The sequence below is a fragment of the Rhodohalobacter sp. SW132 genome (genome assembly GCF_003390325.1).
Taxonomy (GTDB): Bacteria; Bacteroidota; Rhodothermia; order Balneolales; family Balneolaceae; genus SW132.
Genome location: NZ_QUOK01000012.1, coordinates 83,494 through 104,757, shown reverse-complemented (window position 1 = coordinate 104,757; position 21,264 = coordinate 83,494). Strand labels below are relative to the sequence as shown.

Genomic DNA, 21,264 nt, shown 5'->3' with positions numbered 1-21,264 from the left:
TTAGCAACAGCCGCCACCAGGAGTGCACCCTGAACCTTGTACGCCCAGCAGTTCATGTGCGGTTTGAAGTGTGGATTCTGTGATTCGCTGACGATTGTTGATTCCCGCCTGCATCGCCTGAACCATTTCCTGAATAGAAACCCCTGAAGATTCTCCCTGATGGAATATCGCCCGCACCTGTATTTCATTGCCATCGGTAACTGCCGCTTCCAGATTATTTAAAATCTGATCCGTTCCGGGTGAGGATTGAGCCGCTCCATTTTGAGATTGTTTTGGAGAATCTGAAAGCCACTCCATCAGCTGCTGGCGGTCAGGATATCCGCCTTCGGATACCATCTCTCCGTTTACAAAAATAATCGGCAAAATATCAGACCCGGAACTTTTTAAACGGGTCAGAACTTCAGGGTTTGATTTGAACGCTTCTGGTTCCTGCCCCAGGTTAAAGCGATTTACCTCAATACCCTGTACTTTCATCCATTTCACATCATTTGCAAAATCAGTAAGCGAATCGTCCACATCAGGACCGCAAACGCCGGTGCTGCAGCACATTGCGGGGTCATAAATATCAATTCGTGTGGATACAGCTGTTTTGTTGTTCATGTTGTTCTTTTGTTATCAAGATTTATTATATCGTAAATTTACGATTAATTAACCCGGTACTCAAGCTGAAGTTTTATTCCGGCTAATCTTTGGTTTCAGGAGTTTTAATTATATAATGATTGAACAAAGTCTCCGTCAATCGTTCAAAAATATACCCAATCATGACCATTAAAGAGATTAAAGAACAGCTTAAAACGTCCAAACATCCTGTAGCCAAGTCATTCCATACTGGTGACAAATTTAAAGTCTTGATTTTTGGTTTTAATAAGGGAATGAAACTGGAGGATCATACAGCCAAACATCCCACAAAATTATTGGTACTTGAAGGAGATGTAATCTACCATCTGGATAAAAAAGATATACGCCTGAAGCATCATGAGGAGGTTAACATTCCTGCAAATGTATCCCATTCCATTGGTGCTTTACAAGACAGTATAATACTTCTCACACAGGGATAAGGCCATCCGAAAACGGATATTCAGTAGGTTTAAAAGGTGGGCCTGATTTTGCTCATCGATAAAAATGTCGTGCAGTTATCGGATGAGTAGGCAGGGGAGCGGATTTCTCCTGAAGATCTCGTTATGCCAGCCGTCTTACTGGAACGATTCATCGGATGAAGCGAATTCATCCGATGAAGTTTCCCATCCAATGACTTTTGTTTAGGTCTGCTTTTTACACTAAAAAAGATCCATAGAATCCATTCCCTATCACTTTGTCTGATCGTGCTTCAAAATTCAGGAGGGCAACTGATTGGCCTGGAAAGTGAGTGAAAAGCGGACGCCCTTGTCTAAAGAAGTATAGTTGTATGTACCTTCGAGCTGGGTAGTCAGTGTTTTTATGAGCTGCATCCCGAGAGTATTTGTAGAGTCGGGATTAAAATCATCCGGGAAACCACGCCCGTTATCCTCAATTTTCAGCGTTATCTCATCACCGGTCTGGCTGAGCGTGGCCAGAATATACCCGCTTTTCAATCCTTTAAAACCATGCTTGATAATATTGGTCACCACTTCATTTATGATCAGCGAGCTTGGTATGGCCTGGTTCACATTCAGGAACACATCTTCGAATTCAAACTTCAGATCGATTTGTGATGAGTACTGCATGGTGTTGATGATATCTGATATAAGTCCCTTAAGATTATTGCCAAAATTGAGACGAGAAAACGTATCGGTTTTGTAGAGGTGCTCGTGAATGGAAGCCATCGATTTAATGCGGAGAACACTTTCAATCAGCTGCTCTTCGAGTTCTTCGGAAGTAGATTCCATCGCCTGAAGCTGCATCAGGCTTGCCACAACGGCCAGGTTATTTTTTACCCGGTGATGTATCTCTGCCAGAAGCGTGTTTTTCTCTTTCAGGTTCGCTTTGATCGCTTCCTGCGCTTTTTTCCGTTCGGTGATATCGGTAAGTGAACCCGCAATTGAGACTGTTTTCCCGTCTTTAACGACAGGTGCTTCATTGACCTCGACCCAGATGATTTCACCGTTCCCTTTCTTTAACTGTAGTTCAAATGGCGGCTGAGTTTTTCCTGTCTCAATCGCTTTTTGAGTGCATTTTATGCCATACTCGTTTGCCGGATGATCGGTTACAAACTCAATCCATCTCCGCCTGGCCTCATGTGGTTCATAGCCAAGAAATTCAACCGATTGAGGGCTTACGTATGTTAATTCGTTTTCAATATTGTGCGTGTAGAAAAGGTTGGTGCTGTGTTCGATAATATCACGCAATTTCTGTTCTGCTCTCTGAAGCTGTTTCTCGGTTTTTTTAATTTCAGTTATATCTGTACCAATTCCTCCGGCAGCATCTTCCAGGCCAGGTATACCAACGATCGGGAACTTGTTTACCATATAGTGCCGGTGGCCCTGTGCTGTGTCGATATACTCTTCAAACACTACCTGATCGTTCATTTGCAAAACTTTGCGATCTGATTTAATCAGGTCATCCGCCACCTTTTTTTCGAAAAGGTCGTACACATTTTTTCCTTCGAGATGTTCTTTATCGAGTCCGAATATTTTTTTCCATTCACGGTTCACAAAGATAATCTCTCCGGAATAATTACGGACCCACACTGCCACATCGGTTTTTTGGGTGATCGCTTCGAGCAGTTGTTTATTTTTCTGCGATTCCAGCTCTGCTACTTTACGCTTATGAATGTCCTGGACTATGCCATAAAGCCGCACACATTTACCGTTCCTGATTTCCGCCTGGCCTGTATCCCGGATCCATTTATATTCTCCATTTGCGGTACGAACCTGCAGTTCCATATCATAGGGTTCGCCTGTTGTTTTGGCTCTCTCTACCGCTTCTAACACCTTTTTTTGAGATTCTTCGTTCGCAAAAATCTCCATAATCATATCCATATCCGGCTTCGTATCCGGCGGAAAACCGAAAATCTCTTTTGTGATGGGTGACCAGATGACCCCATTGTTATCAAGATCCATTTCCCACGTACCGATTCGGGCCTGATTATGGATATTGAAAATCTGTTTCTCCATATTTCGTTTCTCCAGCAAGTTCCGGACCTGGAATACAATTGGCTGAAGCAGTGATATCTCGCGATCCGACCATGAACGGAAATGTTTACACGTGTCGATACGAATGATCCCGTAGAGAGAATCAGATAGAATAACAGGCAGAAGGAGTAAGGTGTTGACACCATCATCCACCATCAGGTTTTTCAGCTCACCCTTATGCTGATGACTTCGGAAGGTCTGAAACGGACTTCGATTCTGTAGCGTGGTAAAAAGTTCGTAATACAAATCATCCGGAAGAATCCGCCGGCTGGTTATTCCAAATTCCTCAAGAGCATGTTCACTGTTCCATTCTACTTTCAGGGTCATTCCCTTCGAACCGGTACCGTTTTCGGGGCTGAGTTCATAATAGCAGATGCGATCAGCGAGGATACCTTTGCCAAGTTTCCTGAAACTTGCTCTGAGTAGTTTCGTCCAGTTTTTTGCCGACACCATCCCTTTACTGATTTCAGTAAGAGATTTTATCAGGTTATCACGTACATTTCTCTCTTCATACGATCTCAAAACCTCCATCAGTTTCGATCGTACAGTACCGTTCAACTCGCCCGGTTTCTGGAGCTCTTCAATAAGGTCCGATATTACACTCGAGTCCATTCGATAATGCTTATATTTTTTTTATTCCGAAAACCATTCTCTTCAATTTCCTGCCTGGTAGCTGATCCCTGAAGAATTGAAGCCCTCAGCTACTGTAATTCACAGAATTCAATTATTCTATTATCGGTACATTCTCAAAAGGATTAAACCAACTGTGCCTGAGCCGAATTAATTACTGGTTTACCTCATTTCATCATGGGACATGATAAACAGGAATCTGCGTATAATAGAGTGTTCATTTAGAAAGAACAAACAACTTCTTCATCCAGAACCTCAATCAATGAATGCCAGTTTTAATTACCGGCTTTCCATTAAAGTTGTGTGAGATATTCGGGCTAAATAATCATCCAGGCACTCCTGTGAAATTAGCCGGTCACCTTCCGGGAGAAGTTTTTGTAATTTTCTGTGAACCACGAGTTTGCGTTCGTAAAACTGTCTCAGTGTTTCCAGTCCTGATTCTAAATACCGGGCCTGGAATGGGGTCATATTTTCTCCTTCACCAATCCAAACATTGAACAAATCGAGCAGTTCACACGCCTCACCTGTAATCCAGCGATTGATGAGGTCCTTCAGGTTACAAAGATATGACAGCGAGTTTTTTCCGTTCCAGTAAAGAGTATATCGCATTGGGGTGAGACGGCGTGTAAGCTGAACCGGCAGATGGTGCGGACAACAACACCGATTTTCAGCCATCCAGAGCAGCTGAAGCATCCGCCCGAAGGCAATCCGAACGGGCCGGTGACCTTTAAAGGAACCGTGCCAGTGTTCCGGCTCTGTCTCTTCGTGAATTCGCATCGCCAGGCGAAACTCAAGTGACTCTTTACTTATTTGTATATACACATAATAATACGCTTCCGTCTGTTTATTGGCGTGATTGAAAGGCGGACGCTTCTCCCTGATCCAGCGATTTTCGAGAAGCAGTGCTTCCATTTCTGTTTCGGTCTCTTCAAAATCAAATGAACCGATCCGGCCGATCATCCTCGCAACTTTCCCAGAAACACTGCCGGATGATGCCTGTTTATAGGTAAAAATACGTCTCCGCAGATTTTTCGCCTTACCCACGTAGAGAAGGTTACCCTCCCGGTCGTAAAATCGATAGATGCCTGGCGTCGTTGGAACAGAATCGAACACTTCGGCTCCCAATCTGTTGAGCAGCAATGGTTCCGGCGGAAAAAGGGTTTCGGTTTTCAGCGGCATTTGTTTGTTTTTGGAGACAAGCTACCAGGTAAGCGTGACTGCATTATGTCACTCGTGTCCTGATCAAATGTGTCATTTTACCACGAGGTATAGTGTCGTGTCAATGATGTATCGACGGGTATGTTTGGTGCAAATCTTCACCGGATGAATTCGCTTCATCCGGTGAATTGTCCGACCTTTACATTAACCAGTGCAAAACCTTATAACATGAGTTCTTAAATTTGACGGATATCATAAAATCAGTCCAACAAAAGCGTCATCTCGCATCCCGAAAGCATTCGGGACGTGATCTACTGTCCTTAACGAAGGCAGGAGATGCCGAATCTAAGTCCGGCATGACATAATTGTTGACGAATTAGTTCAACTAACGCCCTTGTTCAACTGATTTTGCCATTTTTAGTGATAGAACTCAGGTTTATAGAGTAATATCTCTCTCCAAACAACTCATCCGATGACGTGGAGTCAGCGGATGAGGGTATTTCATTAATCCGACAAATCAAAATTGACTTGACACTAGAGGACGCGAAGGTTCACGAAGGTATTTAAATTCTATACACAAACTTCGTGGAACTTCGAGTCCTCGCGCCTTCGCGGTGAATTCACCAATTGTATAAAATTTTATTTTTCGTCTCTCAAATACGGTTTTTTCTTTTTCCAATCGGTGTGAAAAAATTCACCACGGGGCCGGTCGGTTCGTTCGTAGGTATGCGCCCCAAAGTAATCACGCTGAGCCTGGATAATATTGGCAGGAAGAGTTGCGGATCGCAGCGAGTTGAATTGATTCAGCGCTGCTGAAATTGCCGGCACTGCAACACCTGCCTCTCCGGCCAGTGCCACGGTTGCGGTCAGTCCGGGGTATGCAGATTCAATTTCAGAATGAATGCTTTCATTTAATAACAAATGAACAAGTTGCGGGTTTCCGGAAAACGCTTCAGCAACATCGACCAGCATTTCAGACCGGATGATACACCCGCCCTGCCAGATTTTTGCAACTGATTTTGCATCAATATCCCAGCCGTGTGCGTCGGATCCTTCACGGATCAGGCAGAAGCCTTCCGCGAGGTTGATCAGCCGGGCGGCAATAACTGCTTGTTCCAATTGACTCACTCTTTCATCCAGGCTTTCTTGCGGGATATCCCTGGGAAAACTGACCGGACTTTTTTCCGAGATCACCTTTCGCAGTTCTTTAAATGCAGAAAATCCGCGGCTGCTGACCGCTGCGGAAATCACCGGAACGGGAATACCGAGTTCGAGAGCGGTAACTACAGTCCACCTACCGGTTCCTTTCTGACCGGCGGCATCCAGGATTCGATGTACCAGCGGCTCGCCGTCAGAGTCTTTAAAAGCAAAGATATCAGCGGTAATTTCAGTCAGATATCCATTCAAACGTCCCTCGTTCCACCGGCGGAAAACCGTGGAGATTTCATCAGCACTCATATCAAAAACACGCTGCATCAGGTCGCACGCTTCTGCGATGATCTGCATATCCCCATATTCAATTCCGTTGTGGACCATCTTTACGAAATGGCCCGATCCGCCGCTCCCGATCCATCTGCAGCACGATTCCCCGCCACCGCTCACTGCTGCCGCACTCTCCATTATCGGCTGAATTTCATTCCACGCACCCGCCGATCCGCCCGGCATCATCGATGGCCCGAAACGGGCGCCCTCCTCTCCGCCGGAAACGCCCATCCCCACAAACCGGATTCCTTTCTCCTCAAGTTCTTTCCATCTTCGTTCTGTGTCTCCAAAATAGGAGTTTCCTCCATCCACGAGGATATCTCCCTTTTCAAGATGAGGAATGAGGGTTGATATGACAGAATCCACCGCTTTTCCCGCGCTCACCATCAGCACAATTTTCCGCGGACGTTCCAGGGAGATCACAAAATCTTTTACAGTTTGCGCCGGAGTGATTTTTTTGCCGGCTGCACGATTCTCCATAAACTGACCGATAATCTTCTTCTCATCTCCCTCCATTCTGTTAAAAACCGAGACCGTCCATCCACGATCCTCAAAATTGAGTGCAAGACTCTGCCCCATTACTCCAAGTCCATACAGCCCGATATCTGATTTTCCTGCCATAATCTGTATCCTTTAACCGTTACGATTCATCCCGATCTCAGTTTTGTATCAGCTCAATTTTACGGATAATTTCTTCCACAATGCGATCCACCGGTTGATTAATAGACACTGCAATTGCCGATTCCGGTTCCTCCAAATCATTAAATTGAGAATCTAAAAGTTCCGGTGGCATGTAATGGCCTTCACGGCTTCGGAGTCTTTCCGAAATCAAATCCTTTTCGCCTTTTAGATATACAACTATCGGTTCCCCACCTTCAGCTGAGAGCATTTTTCGGTATTGTTGCTTCAGGGCAGAACAGGCGAGAACACACCCTTGGTCCTGTTTTTTTGTGGCGAGCAATTCTGCCAGATTTTCCAGCCAGGGACGGCGGTCGCTATCATTCAGCGGACGCCCGGAACGCATCTTCTCCACATTTTTTTCGGGATGGAAATCATCCCCATCAAAAAACGGTATCCCCAGGCCGGCTGCCAGCTTTTTCCCGACCGATGTTTTTCCGCAACCGGACACCCCCATTAAAATGATATTATTCGGTGACATAGTCATAACCTGAGTTCGATTAATAATGTCTTATTTAAATGTTAAAATGTGGCTAATACTGTCCAAAAGGGTGTACAACAATGAATATTATCATCAGTACTGTCATACCGGACTTTAATCCGCTCATCTTTTCCCCGCGAAGCGATATCTCCTGTCTGTATTAGGGATAAGAGATCCCGTATCAAGTACGGGATGACACCCTTTTGGACAGTGTCAGCCACTTTTTTACTCAATTTTAGATTCGAACTCAGGTTCATAAAAATTGACAATCAGATTTGGCGACTCAGATCGCAACGATCAACTCAATTATAAAAATGCGCCGATGGTCATCACCACGGCCAGTCCGGTCAGCCCGATGATCGTTTCCATCACCGTCCATGATTGAAGCGTCTCCTTTTCGGTGAGCCCCATGTACTGGTTCACCAGCCAGAATCCGGAATCATTTACATGGGAGAGGACCGTCCCCCCGCACGCAATCGCAATGGTGATGCAGGCGAGCAGCGGAGCGGAGTAATCACCCATCGAAACGATGGGCGCGATCAGACCGGCCGCTGTAACCATCGCCACGGTAGCTGAACCCTGCGACACCCTCACGACGGTTGCCACCAGAAATGCGAACAGTATGACCGGCATGTTGGTATCCTCCATCAGGCCGACAAGCGCTTCCCCCACTCCGGTTGCAATTAAAATCTGACCAAATGCACCGCCGGCTCCGGTCACCAGGATGATCATTCCAACCGGCTCCATCGAACGTGATGCAATTTTTTGAATTTCTGCTGCGGTAAAACCGAGGCGTGTTCCGAGCAGATAGAACGAAAGCAGAGTAGCCAGGAGAAGTGCTGTGAAGGGGTGCCCAATTAATGAAAGCCATCGGCGGACCGGATCGCCTTCTGCAAGCAGGATATCACTACCGGTGTTCAGCAGAATCAATACGAGAGGTAGTGCGATGATGGAAATAACCATTCCGAATGAAGGCAGTTTTCGTTCGCGATCCGCCGCGGATTCCGGCACCTCGACCTCCATATAATCGGGTACATCACGGTGGATTTTTTTAGCGATAAATTTCCCAAAAAAGACACCGCCAACCGCGGCTGACGGAACTCCCGCAATAATTCCCATCAGAATCACCCATCCCAAATCTGCCCCGATCAGAGAAGCTACAGCAACCGGTCCCGGAGTGGGAGGAATAAACGCGTGGGCAACAGCGATGCCGCCAACAAGCGGAATCCCGTAATAGAGAATTGACCGGCCGGTTTTGCGGGTCATGTCGTAAATCAACGGAATAAACAAAATCAGCGCCACTTCAAAAAAGACCGGGATCGCAACGATCAGCCCGACAGCAGCCAGCGCCCACTGTGATTTGTTTTCGCCGAACGACCGGATGATCGTATCTGCTATCCGCTGGGCTCCGCCGGAGACCTGAACAATTTCTCCCAGCATTGTACCGATGCCGACCACAATGGCGATATAGCCGAGCGTACCTCCCATCCCGTCCTGGATAGCCTGTGTGATTTCTGTGATCGGGATTCCGCCCACTATTGCCACTATGATACTTACCAGCAGAAGGGCGAGAAACGCCTGAACCCGAACTACCATTATCAAAATCAGAAGAAGTGCAATACTGCCCGCGGTTAATAAAATCAGGAAGGTAGCTGACATTATGGATTTACTGAGTTGCTATTTTATTGAGGGTGCTGCAACTGCCGACGAATAAGTAAAGTGATTTTATTGATTAATACAATTACAATCTCACACCTTATGGATCAACTCTAAACAGAGCCACCTATATTCAGTCTAAATAACGTAATTACAGTAAGTTAGATGTCGTTTTCGTAGCTTTTATGCGGGGTTTTTGCGCCTTTCTGATAAATAACCTTGCATATGATAAAATATACATCTCAGTATCAGACCCAATTTGAGGATTTTCTCCCGTAAGCGTTCGGGGCCAGGCTGGGGCCTGTCGCTGTTTGGCAAATACCTGACCCACCAGACGATCAGCTGGGATGCCTACAATGAAGCCTCTGACCTGTAGCATCAGGCGGGAACCTATCGACTGCTGACCGGACATTACCCGGAGCTGATTCAGTGCGACAAGATTTATCACACCAACAACAACCGAACATGGTGCAGCACCCGAAACATTCGTATGACGGCCCTGCCCAAAGGACCAAAGCCCAAACTCAGCACCTACGAGAAGAGAAAACAGCGGGGTGAATACGCCGAGCGTAACCATATTGAGGAGCGCATCGGCAATGCCAAACAGGCGCTTTCACTGAATCAAATCAAAGCCAAACTTCAGGGCACATCCGAAACCTGGATTGCAGTCACCCTGTTTGTACTGAACCTTTCAGTCTTTGCCGCCCACTCAGGCGTGACTTTTTGAGGAAGCCTTAGATAATTGAAGTAGAATAACTGTTGAACTGGAATCAGTAAGTCACCCTTGCAATTTTGATATGCAAGGGCAACCAGATTTGATAAGTAATGATCCTGTCAGCAGTGAATATGTCCCTGAATCAGATCTCATTGGAGTTAAGAGCAGAATTCAGAAAGTTGCATTATTTATAATGCATCAATTCCAGCCTGCGCGATGATTCCATCCTGTGCAGCCGTTACACCGCTAACTCCAATCCCCCCGATAACGGCACCATCATACATGATCGGTAGGCCTCCTTCAAATGGTAATAAATCGGGGAGGTTCAGAATACCGGTATTTCCTGCTGCAACTCCATCCTGGAACGCTTTCGTTGGTCGTTTGTAAAAAACGGCAGTTTTTGCTTTCTGAAGAGCAATTCCAATACTGCCGATCTGTGTATCATCAACCCGATGCAGTAAAATTGGGTGACCTCCAGCATCGATGATTGTAATGACAACGGTCCAGTTGTCCTCCATCGCTCTTGCTTCAGCAGCATTTGCAATTCTCTTAGCATCTTCCAGAGACAGAACTCTGACTGACGTGTCCTGGGAATACAGGTCAACAGGTATCAATAAAAGTGAAACTGCTAGTATAATTCCACATATTCTCATCATAGAGGGTTTTTGATTTGGTTGAGGTTTGAAAGAGTATTGTAGTCGATGTAATATAAATTTTTTAGTTTAGATCCATTACGCTGTTGGGAATATTGACTTACTTGTAAACTTTGTATAACTACCATCACAATTCTGTCATAATATCATAATTGCAACAATTAATACCAACACTGGAGGCATTATATGGCCGATTCATTTATTCAATTGATAAGGCAAAAAAATTTAAGGAATCCGTTTTCTATTATCATCCTGGCCCTTTTGGTCCTCTCGGGTTTTGGTTGTGGCCAAAATGAAGGTACGGAACGAACTGAAGACTCTGGAAAACTTGTAGTTCTCAACAAGTCGGGTTATACGGCGATGATCATCGATATGGAGTCCAGGGAAGTATTGGCAACTCTACCAACCGGTGTTGCACCACATGAAGCGGTAATCTCACCGGATGGAAGGTATGCATTAGCCTCAAACTATGGTGAATATGACGGTGAACCGGGCAATACACTGACCGTTATCGATTTGGAAGAACTCGTGGTTGACCGTGAAATCGATCTTGGTGAATATGCACGTCCTCATGGGCTGGCATGGTTAAATGACGGGGAGCATATTGCTGTTACAGCCGAAGTTCAGGAAGCATTGATTGTGTTACATTTTCCCACTGATGAAATTGTCCAGGTCACCCCAACAAATCAGCAGAGATCGCATATCGTACACTTGTCTTCCGACAATTCAAAAGCCTACGTCGCAAATATCGACTACGGGACAATGAGTATAATCGATATGCAGGCTGGTGAAGTGATCGCACAATTGGATACCGGTGAAGGAGCCGAGGGTATTGCGATTTCACCGGATGAGTCAGAACTCTGGATATCGAATCGATATGAAGATACAGTCTCTATCATTGATCTGGAGAATTATGAAGTTATTGAAACTATAGAGGCCGGTTCGTTTCCAATACGGTCCAATTTTACACCAGATGGGGATCATGTGCTTGTTGCCAATATGGAGGGAGGTGATGTGTCTGTGTTCGACAGTGCAAGCCGTACGGAGCTTATGCGAATCGATCTTGAGCCAGACAGTGATTTGAACGCTGGCCCGGTTGGTATGTTAATTATACCCGGGAACCGTATTCTTGTGGCAGGTACGCAGACCGACAGGCTATATATGATTGACTTAGAGAGTTTTGAGATAATCGATCATATTGAAACAGGCGAGGAACCAGACGGAATGGCGTTTGTGGGGATAGATCATTAATCAGCTTGGATTAAATGTCATTGGTTTTACATCCGGTAGATGAATGAGTTCCATTCGGGGAATTTTTTATAATCAACAAACACCTCCCAATTCTGTTCAACACGCATGTATACGGATATTCAGTATTTGGGTCACTGAATCCGGTCAAACCGGCCCTCCCATACCCGGCTGTCGGATACCCGGAAGCCATTAAGGTGATGATCTTCGTCTCTTGTGAAAACTGTGAAGACTATTATCCTGCCTCCCGAACGGAATGCATCCGGAAATACAGGGAATAATGATTGTGAATCGAGTTTCCGGTGATGAAATCGCAATCTTCCATTTTCGACTGTAAAGCTGTATTCCGTTCCCAGATCTGATGAGTAATATCGTCCGGTGTACTCTTCAAGATCACCTGACTCGGGCGACCAGAAAACATGGCGTACATAAATATCTGAATCAGATTGATCAATAAAATATTGTACAGCCATAGCAGTGAATTGTTTGGAGACAGATGCTACATGGAAAACGGATTCAGATGTAATTTCGACACCATACTCAAAGTTTGGGCAGCTGAACATCCTGTGCTTTGACAGTGACCTTCTCCTAACAGCTCTTTAAAATTGCTCTCAATCAGAAAGTATGGGATGTTTTCAGGGAGTTCGAATTGAAAAGTTTGTATGCCTTTTTTTACAATAATCAATTTGTTACATGTGTTATTATGTGAACGGTGATTATCACTTGTATGACTACTGAATGAAATTCTAAAACGCTAATTTGCGGGATAAAATAATGTCTGAGATTTATATGAATGTAAGTTCAATTATTAAAATGATGAGTCTGTGTCTGATAACTGTCATGGTTTCAGTCATAACAGTGTCTGCACAGAATTCAGTTCTTGAAATCGGAGATGCAGCCCCTGACTTTGAAGCTATGACTGCTGAAGGTGAAAAATGGAGCAGCAGTAACAATATCGGAGAATCTATCTTTGTTGTCTATTTCTATCCGGCAGCAATGACTGGCGGATGTACAGCACAGGCATGCAGTTTCCGGGATAACCGTAGTCAGCTTTTGGATTTGGGAGCTGAAGTGGTCGGTATCAGCGGTGATGAGGTCAACAATCTTCGTGTTTTTAAACATACCAATAATCTGAATTTTCCGCTTCTTTCAGACCCGGAAGGAAGTATAGCCCGCTCATTTGGCGTACCTGTTCGCGATGGAGGAATGATTACAAGAGAAGTTGATGGCGAAGAAGTTGAGCTTCGGCGTACGGTAACTACTTCAAGATGGACCTTCATCATAGGCAGGGATGGTACAGTACTATATAAAGATACAGAGGTGGATGCAGAAGGAGATAGTGAAGCAGTTATTGCTGCGATTCGTCAGCTCACTCAAAATTGATATCTCAGTGCCTTTGGTTACCAGTCGCATTGTTATACGGGGTGGCTTTTTTTTAGGGTTGTCCAACATCTTCTCATAAACTGCTTTTCATAGAGCAAAACTGGTCCATATTAGGACTGAATAGAAAGTGTAGCTCCATCAAATTTTTATCACAGTATTTGATTACTGTAACTGAGGGCATGTTGTTTCCTCAGTTTAGTTCAAGCCCATTGTTTTTACCGTATAATTAGCGTCCTAATACCCAATCTAAATTCGTATGTACTGTAGGTTAGATGTCGTTTTCGCAGCTTATATGCGGGGTTTTTGCACCTTTCAGGTAAATAACCTTGCATATGATAAAATATGCATCTCAGTATCAGACCCAATTTGAGGATTTTTTCCCGTAAGCGTTCGGGCCAAGCTGGGTCTGTCGCTGTTTGGCAAATACCTGACCCACCAGACGATCAGCTGGGATGCCTACAATGAAGCCTCTGACCTGTCGCATCAGGCGGGAACCTCTCGCCTGCTGACCGGACATTACCCGGAGCTGATTCAGTGCGACAAGATTTATCACACCAACGACAACCGAACATGGTGCAGCACCCGAAACATTCGTATGACGGCCCTGCCCAAAGGGCCAAAGCCCAAACTCAGCGCCTACGAGAAGAGGAAACAGCGGGATGAATACGCCGAGTGCAACCATATTGAGGAGCGCATTATTAATGCCAAACAGGCACTATCGCTGAATCAAATCAAAGCTAAACTTCAGGCTACATCCGAAACCTGGATTGCACCACCCTGTTTGTACTGAACCTTTCAACCTGAGTTCGATTCTTAAATAATGACATCAAAAGTCACCTTAGAAAAGGGGGATTTAGGGGGATGTTCACCAAATCTGTAGAAAAACCGATGAACACCCCTCTAAATTTCACTACGCTATCGCTGCGTGTTCAAAAAATGAGCCCCTTTTTAGGGGAGACTTGATACCGAATAAATGAAATATATTATTAATCGAACTCAGGTTTTCAGTTTGCCGCCCGCTCAGGCGTGACTTTTTGAGGAAGCCCTGAATACACTGTTAACGATTTATGGGATGCTATTCTGAGACCTAAAAATGAAATCGCTTCTAAAATTGAAGTATATGAGTTAAGTGATTGAATGACATTTATGGCATTAAAGGGATTAAAGTCTTTATTTTAGTGATCGAAGGTGATAAATTAACTGTACTTCTGCCATTTATTTATTCACGCAGAGTTCCGTTAATTTTCGCAGACAGTATTCTATCCATTCAGGACATATCAGCAATGCTCCGCGATCTAAAAACCGGTAATCTGCACAAGACTGAGAAGAGATCGATTTTGACAATGTGATTACATCTATTTCAGTAGTAAAGAATTGTATGACATATTCAACCTGATTAATATTTTCGACGGCTATATATCATATATTTACCCCGTGAAGATCGCTGGAAACAGTTCGGGTTATTTTCAATGTGTTGAAAATTAACATTCAACTTTCAGATATAATTATGCGACAATCGGTATTCTTTTCCGTTGTTTTATCCCTATTTCTCCTCTCATGCGGCGGGCCAAAAGTTGCTATACAATACCAGGGAACTTCGCCGATACCGTATGATAACCCAAATGAAGAATCAAATGAAAGTCAATCGGATTCAGACACATATAACCCTGACCCTTATGTGATGGTATTCTCTATCCCGAACCTTAAAGGAGGAAATTCAGGTCTCAGAAAACGAATACATTATCCTGAAGAAGCAATACAGAATGAAGTTCAGGGTATCGTAACGGTTCAATTTCGGATCCATGAAAATGGAGATACGTCCGGCTTCGTAGTATTAGAAGGGATCGGTCACGGATGCGACGAAGCTGTCATCGATGCGATAAAAGAATCTACATTCACCCTCGATAACAGTGAAAATGAGCCATTTGCTTCTTTTTTATGGATGGTTCGCACCGAATTTATTCTATAACCTGAGTTCAAAAAAAATGTCAAAAGCAGTCCAAAAAGGGCGTCATCGCCATCAGAAAGAGATTGTGTTGTCGTCGGATGAGTTTCCGAATAATCGTGGCCTGTTAACTTAACATTTCATTCATGAATGACTCATCCATTAACCTCACATTTGGCATTTTACCATTAACGTGCCATCCGTAGATTATCAATGCTGCTCTTTAAACGTGATGACAAATCGCGTTCCTATATTTTCGGTACTCTCCACTGAAATCTCTCCACCCATGTCTGTGATATGCTTGTGAACAAGGTATAGCCCCACACCCTTGCTGTCGAAATTTTTATGAAACGTCTGATTAATTCCAAAGATTTTGCCCCGAACAGATTCCATATTAAAACCACGACCGTTATCTTCAAAAAAGACTTTAGGAGTGTCATTCTCTATTTCACTTCTGATTTTGATCACCGGAGAGCGTCCGTTGCCGGCATATTTTATGGAATTGGTGATCAGGTTCATAAAAATACTCTCGAGATAAGCGGGATTAAAGGTTACTTCGGGGAGTTCTGAAAAATCTGACTGAATTTGGGTTTTCGATGTACGAATCAGCAGGGGAATTGCCTGAATTATCGAATCCAGGGTTTGCATGAGGTTTACTTTTTCTACGTTTACTTCACAAACGCGCTTATTGCTCAAACGATCCACATACCGGTTCAGAGTGTCTTTGAGCTGAATACCGGACAGCTTCAGGATTTCGATCAGCTCAAGTGTCTCCCGATCGCTTATTTTTGATACATCAAGCAGGTCAAAAATAGTCATCAAACTGGAGAGCGGCGACCTCAGGTCGTGAGATGCAGTCAGGTTAAACTGTTTCAGCTCATCATTCACCGTTGAAAGCTCATCTATCAGCCGGATCTGCTCAGCTTCAAGTTGTTTTTTGTATGTGATATTTTTTGCGATGGCAAATACAAGCCGGTCATCCGGCACGGGTTCGGATGTCCATTCAAGCCACACAACACTCCCTTTTTTGGTAACATACCGGTTTTCAAAATTAAGGAGGGAGTCGGACCTGTGAATATTTTCCCGGGCAATGGATGTTCTCTCCCTGTCGTCCGGGTGGATAAAATCATTAATCGGGCGGCTATAAAGCTCATCAAATGAATATTCAAGCAGGTTTTGAACAGCCGGGTTCACCCGTTTGAAGTAGCCATCGAACCCGGCAATACAAACAAGATCTGGTGAGAGATTGAAAAACAGCTCGTAATCATATTCAGACTTCTTCAATTCAGGAGAAAAAGGTGGTAGGTTCATATGTATGTTCATCAGAAAGTATACGACGTGATTTTTTTATCGGCAAAGCTATAATTTCCAATAGTTTCAGAAAGTAAACCGTTTGTCAGTGCAACAGTTAGTCAGGTCTACAGTGTGTCAGTTGAATAGTTATGCGTTTGATTGGCTTTACTCACCATTTTAGCAGCCAAATTTTGTGTTATGCAATTATCATTCTGTGTATTACATTAATGTGAGTTCGGGATTAGAACCGATGAAATCGAGTACTTCATTTGTGATTTTCTTTCGGATGCCGAACTCACGATATGTTGTCCAGTAAAACGGAAATTCTACAAATCACAGACCGATGGCAGAGTCATCAGCGGAGTCACTACAAGAGCAGGTGGATGAACGAGAGTCCACCGTTCAGAATAAGTATGGAACGTTTGCCGGTGTTTTTGTCCCTACACTTCTTACGATTCTTGGCGTTATTCTTTTTGTTCGCCACGGATGGGTCATCGGGAACGCGGGACTGCTCGGCGGCCTGGGTATTGTTACGATTGCCTTTGTCATCGTTACGTTTACGGCTTTATCCATGTCGTGCATTACCACCAATATTCGAATAAAAGCTGGTGGTGCCTATTCGATCATCTCGCAATCACTCGGGCTGGAAGTTGGCGGCAGCGTTGGAATCCCGCTCTACCTGGCCCAAACTTTTGCTATCACAATGTATATTTTCGGATTCAGAGAGGGCTGGCTCTACATTTTTCCGGGACATCACGCACTGATAGTCGACATCACCGTATTTGCCCTGCTTTTTACCGTGGCTTTTCTAAGCGCCCGGCTTGCGTTTCGCATTCAATACGTCATTCTGGCCGTGATCATCGGCGCGCTGCTCTCCGTTGGTGCGAGTGTATTTTTTGGGGTGATGGAGCACGATCCGCAATGGATTGGTGAGTTTCCGGGTGCTAGTGAGGATAACTTTCCTGGAGTCAGTTTCTGGGTCGTATTTGCCGTTTTCTTTCCTGCAGCCACGGGTATTATGGCCGGGGCCAACATGTCTGGTGAACTTAAAGACCCGAAGAAATCGATCCCGCTCGGTACGATCTCCGCCGTTCTGATCTGTTATGTGATTTATGTTCTGAGCGCATACTGGCTATCGCGCGTGGCCACTCCCGATGAGCTTGTAAGCAACTACAACGTGATGATCGACTACGCTTTCTCATCGTCAGCTGTTTTGGCGGGACTCCTCGGCGCCACGTTCTCCTCCGCCCTGGCTTCCATTGTTGGAGCCCCGCGTATTCTGCAGGCACTGGGCGATCACCGAATCTTTCCCGGCGGAGAAATCTTCTCTAAAATTGCCGGAAATGGTGAGCCCCGAAACGCCATCCTGCTAACCGGCGGCATTGTGATTGTCACGCTTATGGTACGCGACCTCAACACCATCGCCCCGCTCATCACCATGTTCTTTCTCATTACATACATGATGATCAACCTGGTGGTATTGATTGAGCAGCGGATGGATATGGTCAGCTTCCGTCCCACCTTCCCGGTGCCTCGATTTGTGCCTCTGATCGGCACACTCGGCTGCCTCTTTACGATGTTCATCATCAATGCTACATTTGGGTTAATCTCTATCGCGTTTGTGGTTGCCGCCTATTTCTATCTCACCAACCGAAAGCTAAAAGTACCCTACGGTGACATGCGGAGCGGCCTTTTTGTATCCCTGGCAGAGTGGGCAGCAAAACGGGTGTCGCTGCTTCCGGAAGAGAATCAGCGTGCATGGAAAGCCAACCTGCTGGTGCCGGTACGAAGTTCCCGCGAGCTCAGGGGCAGCTTCAGCCTGATCCGTAATCTGGTTTTCCCGAAAGGCTCCATCAAACTGATTGGGATTGCAGAGAAAATGAGCACCAATAAATTACGTGATGACCTTTTCACACTGGCAAGTTCCTTCAGCCGGGAAAATGTGTACACCCGCTGGTCGGTGATTGACTCATCCAATTATAAAGAAGCCGTACTGAATTCACTTCAAACTTTTCAGGGCACATTTTTTAAACCTAATATTTTATTCCTCAGGGTATCGAACGACAGAGACAAAGATGATGAACTTCACACGATTATCAATGAGGCCCGGTATTATAATATGGGGATTCAGCTCTATATTGAGGATCCTGTGGCTCAGCTGGGCAGGCAGGCGAGTGTTAATGTTTGGATCAGGGAGCAAAGTCCGCATTGGGACCTGAACATGGACCTCGGCAATGTAGACCTTGCGCTGCTTTCCGCCTATAAACTAAAGAAAAACTGGAATGCGGATATGCGGGTCATTACCGTTGTGGAAGAATCGCAGGTAGAAAACGCCTACCAATACCTGGAAAATCTACTCGACGTCGCACGGCTGAAAGATGCATCAGCCCATGTTGAAATCGGAACTTTTGAAGAGGCCCTGCAGACCGCGCCCCAGGCCGATGTTGATTTCTTTGGGCTTACCAAAGACCCCAAACTTGATGAACTCCGATCCTATGTTGAACTCACCCGGTCTGCCTGCGTATTTGTAGCCGACTCCGGAAATGAAAATATATTGGCTTGACAGTTTTTCAGTGTGTCAGGGTACAGGTTTACAGTGTGTCAGTTTCTCACGATCCGAAGCACCGGTGTATTTCCGGTGCGAAGCCGAGACATCTACACGTTTAGATCCATCTTGAACAACGATTTTTTAGAATTCCCTCCAATAGCAGGGAGATATCGCTTCGCGGGGAAAAGATGAGCTCCGCTCCGGGCCAAAAGACGGCCCTCCGGTCGATATGACAATGGGTATTGGTTAATAAGCGCGGCGCATAACACACAACAGTCGAACCAATACACGGCAGCGCCGCGAAAGAAAAATGAGTCTGGCGGCGTAGGAAAGAGTGAGTCACAGTTGGGATTTTTATACGCCGCCGTTCCATAAAAAAGCATCATGTCATGTCGAGCGAAACACCTGTGCTTTTCAGGTGTGTAGTCGAGACATCTCCCCGTTCTTAGATCCATCTTGAGCAACGGTTTTTTTAGAATTCCCTCCAATAACAAGGAGACCCCTCGGCTGCGCTCCCCGGGAGAAAGCCCGGGGCAGGCGGGGTGACAAGGAACGCTGAAAGGGAAGCGCGGCGCATAACACACAACAGTCGAACCAATACACGGCAGCGCCGCGTACAGCCGTGATATGAAATTCGGTCCCCGGTCCTCCGTCTCCCGTCATTTTTTCCTCTCGCAATCTCCCCATCATTCCATTACTTCTATGTCCGTTCCATGAATATTTAAATCATAATTTTAATATTTCATGGTTTAAATATATATTTACCATGATAATTTAAAATGATCATTGGGGTTTTCATGGGTAATATGATTTTGAGATCTAAAGAGTCTGCAGTGCTTGATTTGTTAACCAATTTTCCGGTTGTGGCGTTAACGGGTGCGCGGCAGGTTGGAAAAACTACGCTTGCAAAACGAGTCGCAGCCAACAGAGATGGAAATACAGTTCACCTCGATCTCGAATCTCCCAGGGACGAAGGCAAACTCGCCGATCCCGAGCTTTTTTTCGAGCGGTTTGATGACCACCTGATTATTATTGATGAAATTCAGCGCAGGCCTGATCTGTTCCCCGTTCTCCGGGCTGTTATCGATCGCAACCGGCGGCCCGGTCGATTTCTGCTGCTGGGTTCTGCATCTCCTGTCTTAATACGTGAATCATCTGAATCACTGGCTGGACGGATTACATATGAAGAGTTACCGCCATTCACATGGCAGGAAATTTCTGGTCAATTTGATATCAGCAGGCTTTGGATCAGGGGTGGATTTCCGGAAGCATTTTTGAGTGAAAACAGATCATACAGCCAGCGGTGGCTTCAGGACTATGTCCGCACGCTGATCGAGCGGGACCTTCCGCTTCTGGGATTGAACACCGACCTTGGGAAACTGAAAAACTTTTTGAAAATGCTGGCTCATCAAAACGGCCAGCTATTGAACCAGGAGAACCTGGCGCGTTCTGTCGGCGTGTCGTCACCCACTATCTCAAAGTATCTCGACTACCTGGAACACGCCTATATCATCCGCAGGGTGCAGCCGTGGCACAGAAATGTAAAAAAAAGGCTGGTCAAATCACCCAAGGTCTACATCAGGGATACAGGCGTTCTTCATGCGCTGCTTGATATTGACAACGAGGATTCTCTTCGTGCTCATCCGGCCGCGGGTGGATCCTGGGAGGGATTTGTCCTTCAACAGATTTTGGCATCTGCACCCGACAAGTACACCTTTTACTTCTATCGAACGCACCAGGGTGCGGAGGCAGATCTGGTTGTGGTACAAAATGAAAAGCCGCTGATGTGTATCGAAATAAAGCTCAACCCGTCACCCAAACCATCAAAGGGATTTCACAATGTAATTGAGGACAACCAAACCACTAAAAATTTCATCGTTACCCCCGGAACAGACAGATATCCAGTTCACGAAAAAATTGACGTAGTCGGGATTAAAGAATTCCTGGCAGAATTTGGTGGAGTAGGTGATTGGTTAATCGGAAATTAGTTTTTGGGAAATTGGTTATCCGTTATCAGATGCAACTGAAAGATAGAGTGAAAGAGCGAGGGAGTGATGGGAAGAGGCAGTTGAATTGTTGAACTGAGCACACTAATAAACATACAAACACTCAATCCATCTCCTTTTCACTCCGTCTCTCCCTCACCAATTCCCAGGTGCCTTTCCTGGTCACGAATTATTTCAGACGATGACGGGATACAATTCAACATTGCGCGTCAGCGCAATACTCAACAATTCCACAACAGAATTCTGCCAGCGATTAAAAATGTAGAAAGTGTAGAAGC

Annotated in this window: 18 protein-coding genes; 8 read left to right on the top strand and 10 right to left on the bottom strand. The window is 45.2% G+C overall.

Annotated features, from left to right (window positions below):
• Positions 1 to 600: an arsenite efflux transporter metallochaperone ArsD gene (arsD, locus tag DYD21_RS18310; RefSeq protein WP_116038457.1), complete on the bottom strand. Its 600-nt coding sequence runs from the start codon at positions 598 to 600 to the stop codon at positions 1 to 3.
• 161 nt (positions 601 to 761) lie between these two features.
• Here arsD and DYD21_RS18305 point away from each other — a divergent pair, with 161 nt between their 5' ends.
• The gene (locus tag DYD21_RS18305; RefSeq protein WP_116038456.1) at positions 762 to 1,058 is read left to right on the top strand and encodes a hypothetical protein; all 297 of its coding nucleotides are present in this window, start codon (positions 762 to 764) and stop codon (positions 1,056 to 1,058) included.
• Positions 1,059 to 1,334: 276 nt separating this feature from the next.
• On the opposite strand, the gene DYD21_RS18300 is transcribed toward DYD21_RS18305, so the two are convergent.
• The 5 genes from DYD21_RS18300 to DYD21_RS18280 form a co-directional block, all read right to left on the bottom strand.
• Entirely contained in the window at positions 1,335 to 3,722 is a 2,388-nt protein-coding gene (locus DYD21_RS18300; protein WP_116038455.1) for a PAS domain S-box protein, read from the bottom strand.
• A 297-nt stretch (positions 3,723 to 4,019) separates the two neighbouring features.
• On the bottom strand, positions 4,020 to 4,919 hold the full coding sequence (locus DYD21_RS18295; protein WP_116038454.1) for a nucleotide excision repair endonuclease: 900 nt from the start codon (positions 4,917 to 4,919) through the stop codon (positions 4,020 to 4,022).
• 618 nt (positions 4,920 to 5,537) lie between these two features.
• Entirely contained in the window at positions 5,538 to 7,001 is a 1,464-nt protein-coding gene (gnd, locus tag DYD21_RS18290; RefSeq protein ID WP_116038453.1) for a decarboxylating NADP(+)-dependent phosphogluconate dehydrogenase, read from the bottom strand.
• A 37-nt stretch (positions 7,002 to 7,038) separates the two neighbouring features.
• A complete protein-coding gene (locus tag DYD21_RS18285) occupies positions 7,039 to 7,539 on the bottom strand; it encodes a gluconokinase (protein ID WP_116038452.1) in 501 nt (166 codons plus the stop codon).
• Positions 7,540 to 7,845: 306 nt separating this feature from the next.
• Positions 7,846 to 9,198, bottom strand: a complete 1,353-nt coding sequence (locus DYD21_RS18280; RefSeq protein ID WP_116038451.1) for a GntP family permease — start codon at positions 9,196 to 9,198, stop codon at positions 7,846 to 7,848.
• Between the two features lie 394 nt (positions 9,199 to 9,592).
• Between DYD21_RS18280 and DYD21_RS18270 the strand changes: the two genes are divergently transcribed.
• Complete coding sequence (locus DYD21_RS18270) at positions 9,593 to 9,922, top strand: transposase (RefSeq protein ID WP_116038449.1); 330 nt, start codon at positions 9,593 to 9,595, stop codon at positions 9,920 to 9,922.
• A gap of 176 nt (positions 9,923 to 10,098) precedes the next feature.
• Here DYD21_RS18270 and DYD21_RS18265 read toward each other — a convergent pair whose 3' ends face one another.
• Positions 10,099 to 10,566 (bottom strand): heme-binding protein, encoded by a 468-nt coding sequence (locus tag DYD21_RS18265; RefSeq protein WP_116038448.1) that lies wholly within the window; start codon positions 10,564 to 10,566, stop codon positions 10,099 to 10,101.
• 183 nt (positions 10,567 to 10,749) lie between these two features.
• Here DYD21_RS18265 and DYD21_RS18260 point away from each other — a divergent pair, with 183 nt between their 5' ends.
• Positions 10,750 to 11,814, top strand: coding sequence for a cytochrome D1 domain-containing protein (locus tag DYD21_RS18260; RefSeq protein ID WP_116038447.1), 1,065 nt, complete (start codon positions 10,750 to 10,752; stop codon positions 11,812 to 11,814).
• A gap of 131 nt (positions 11,815 to 11,945) precedes the next feature.
• On the opposite strand, the gene DYD21_RS18255 is transcribed toward DYD21_RS18260, so the two are convergent.
• Positions 11,946 to 12,284 (bottom strand): hypothetical protein, encoded by a 339-nt coding sequence (locus tag DYD21_RS18255; protein WP_147303644.1) that lies wholly within the window; start codon positions 12,282 to 12,284, stop codon positions 11,946 to 11,948.
• A 367-nt stretch (positions 12,285 to 12,651) separates the two neighbouring features.
• Between DYD21_RS18255 and DYD21_RS18250 the strand changes: the two genes are divergently transcribed.
• Positions 12,652 to 13,194, top strand: a complete 543-nt coding sequence (locus DYD21_RS18250) for a peroxiredoxin (RefSeq protein ID WP_158607366.1) — start codon at positions 12,652 to 12,654, stop codon at positions 13,192 to 13,194.
• 355 nt (positions 13,195 to 13,549) lie between these two features.
• Here the strand turns inward: DYD21_RS18250 and DYD21_RS21335 are convergent, their stop codons facing one another.
• Entirely contained in the window at positions 13,550 to 13,876 is a 327-nt protein-coding gene (locus DYD21_RS21335; RefSeq protein ID WP_233505582.1) for a hypothetical protein, read from the bottom strand.
• Between DYD21_RS21335 and DYD21_RS21550 the strand changes: the two genes are divergently transcribed.
• Together DYD21_RS21550 and DYD21_RS18235 are read left to right on the top strand one after the other, a co-directional pair.
• Positions 13,790 to 13,984, top strand: a complete 195-nt coding sequence (locus DYD21_RS21550; protein ID WP_370051361.1) for a hypothetical protein — start codon at positions 13,790 to 13,792, stop codon at positions 13,982 to 13,984. The two genes, DYD21_RS21335 and DYD21_RS21550, sit on opposite strands and share 87 nt — an antisense overlap.
• 717 nt (positions 13,985 to 14,701) lie before the next feature.
• Positions 14,702 to 15,163: a TonB family protein gene (locus DYD21_RS18235; RefSeq protein ID WP_116038442.1), complete on the top strand. Its 462-nt coding sequence runs from the start codon at positions 14,702 to 14,704 to the stop codon at positions 15,161 to 15,163.
• A 186-nt stretch (positions 15,164 to 15,349) separates the two neighbouring features.
• Here the strand turns inward: DYD21_RS18235 and DYD21_RS18230 are convergent, their stop codons facing one another.
• On the bottom strand, positions 15,350 to 16,450 hold the full coding sequence (locus DYD21_RS18230; RefSeq protein ID WP_116038441.1) for a PAS domain-containing sensor histidine kinase: 1,101 nt from the start codon (positions 16,448 to 16,450) through the stop codon (positions 15,350 to 15,352).
• A 325-nt stretch (positions 16,451 to 16,775) separates the two neighbouring features.
• On the opposite strand from DYD21_RS18230, the gene DYD21_RS18225 reads away from it, so the two are divergent.
• Entirely contained in the window at positions 16,776 to 18,995 is a 2,220-nt protein-coding gene (locus DYD21_RS18225) for an amino acid permease (RefSeq protein WP_116038440.1), read from the top strand.
• Positions 18,996 to 19,777: 782 nt separating this feature from the next.
• Positions 19,778 to 20,968, top strand: coding sequence for an ATP-binding protein (locus tag DYD21_RS18210; RefSeq protein ID WP_199535604.1), 1,191 nt, complete (start codon positions 19,778 to 19,780; stop codon positions 20,966 to 20,968).
• Positions 20,969 to 21,264 lie beyond the last annotated feature (296 nt).

Coding starts and splice junctions, on each gene's coding strand:
- DYD21_RS18230 (WP_116038441.1), bottom strand. CDS start 16,450: ATGAACCTACCACCTTTTTCTCCTGAATTGAAGAAGTCTGAATATGAT.
- DYD21_RS18255 (WP_147303644.1), bottom strand. CDS start 12,284: ATGGCTGTACAATATTTTATTGATCAATCTGATTCAGATATTTATGTA.
- DYD21_RS18235 (WP_116038442.1), top strand. CDS start 14,702: ATGCGACAATCGGTATTCTTTTCCGTTGTTTTATCCCTATTTCTCCTC.
- DYD21_RS18280 (WP_116038451.1), bottom strand. CDS start 9,198: ATGTCAGCTACCTTCCTGATTTTATTAACCGCGGGCAGTATTGCACTT.
- DYD21_RS18265 (WP_116038448.1), bottom strand. CDS start 10,566: ATGATGAGAATATGTGGAATTATACTAGCAGTTTCACTTTTATTGATA.
- DYD21_RS18300 (WP_116038455.1), bottom strand. CDS start 3,722: ATGGACTCGAGTGTAATATCGGACCTTATTGAAGAGCTCCAGAAACCG.
- gnd (WP_116038453.1), bottom strand. CDS start 7,001: ATGGCAGGAAAATCAGATATCGGGCTGTATGGACTTGGAGTAATGGGG.
- DYD21_RS18210 (WP_199535604.1), top strand. CDS start 19,778: ATGGGTAATATGATTTTGAGATCTAAAGAGTCTGCAGTGCTTGATTTG.
- DYD21_RS18305 (WP_116038456.1), top strand. CDS start 762: ATGACCATTAAAGAGATTAAAGAACAGCTTAAAACGTCCAAACATCCT.
- DYD21_RS21550 (WP_370051361.1), top strand. CDS start 13,790: ATGACGGCCCTGCCCAAAGGGCCAAAGCCCAAACTCAGCGCCTACGAG.
- arsD (WP_116038457.1), bottom strand. CDS start 600: ATGAACAACAAAACAGCTGTATCCACACGAATTGATATTTATGACCCC.
- DYD21_RS18250 (WP_158607366.1), top strand. CDS start 12,652: ATGGTTTCAGTCATAACAGTGTCTGCACAGAATTCAGTTCTTGAAATC.
- DYD21_RS18225 (WP_116038440.1), top strand. CDS start 16,776: ATGGCAGAGTCATCAGCGGAGTCACTACAAGAGCAGGTGGATGAACGA.
- DYD21_RS21335 (WP_233505582.1), bottom strand. CDS start 13,876: ATGGTTGCACTCGGCGTATTCATCCCGCTGTTTCCTCTTCTCGTAGGC.
- DYD21_RS18285 (WP_116038452.1), bottom strand. CDS start 7,539: ATGTCACCGAATAATATCATTTTAATGGGGGTGTCCGGTTGCGGAAAA.
- DYD21_RS18295 (WP_116038454.1), bottom strand. CDS start 4,919: ATGCCGCTGAAAACCGAAACCCTTTTTCCGCCGGAACCATTGCTGCTC.
- DYD21_RS18260 (WP_116038447.1), top strand. CDS start 10,750: ATGGCCGATTCATTTATTCAATTGATAAGGCAAAAAAATTTAAGGAAT.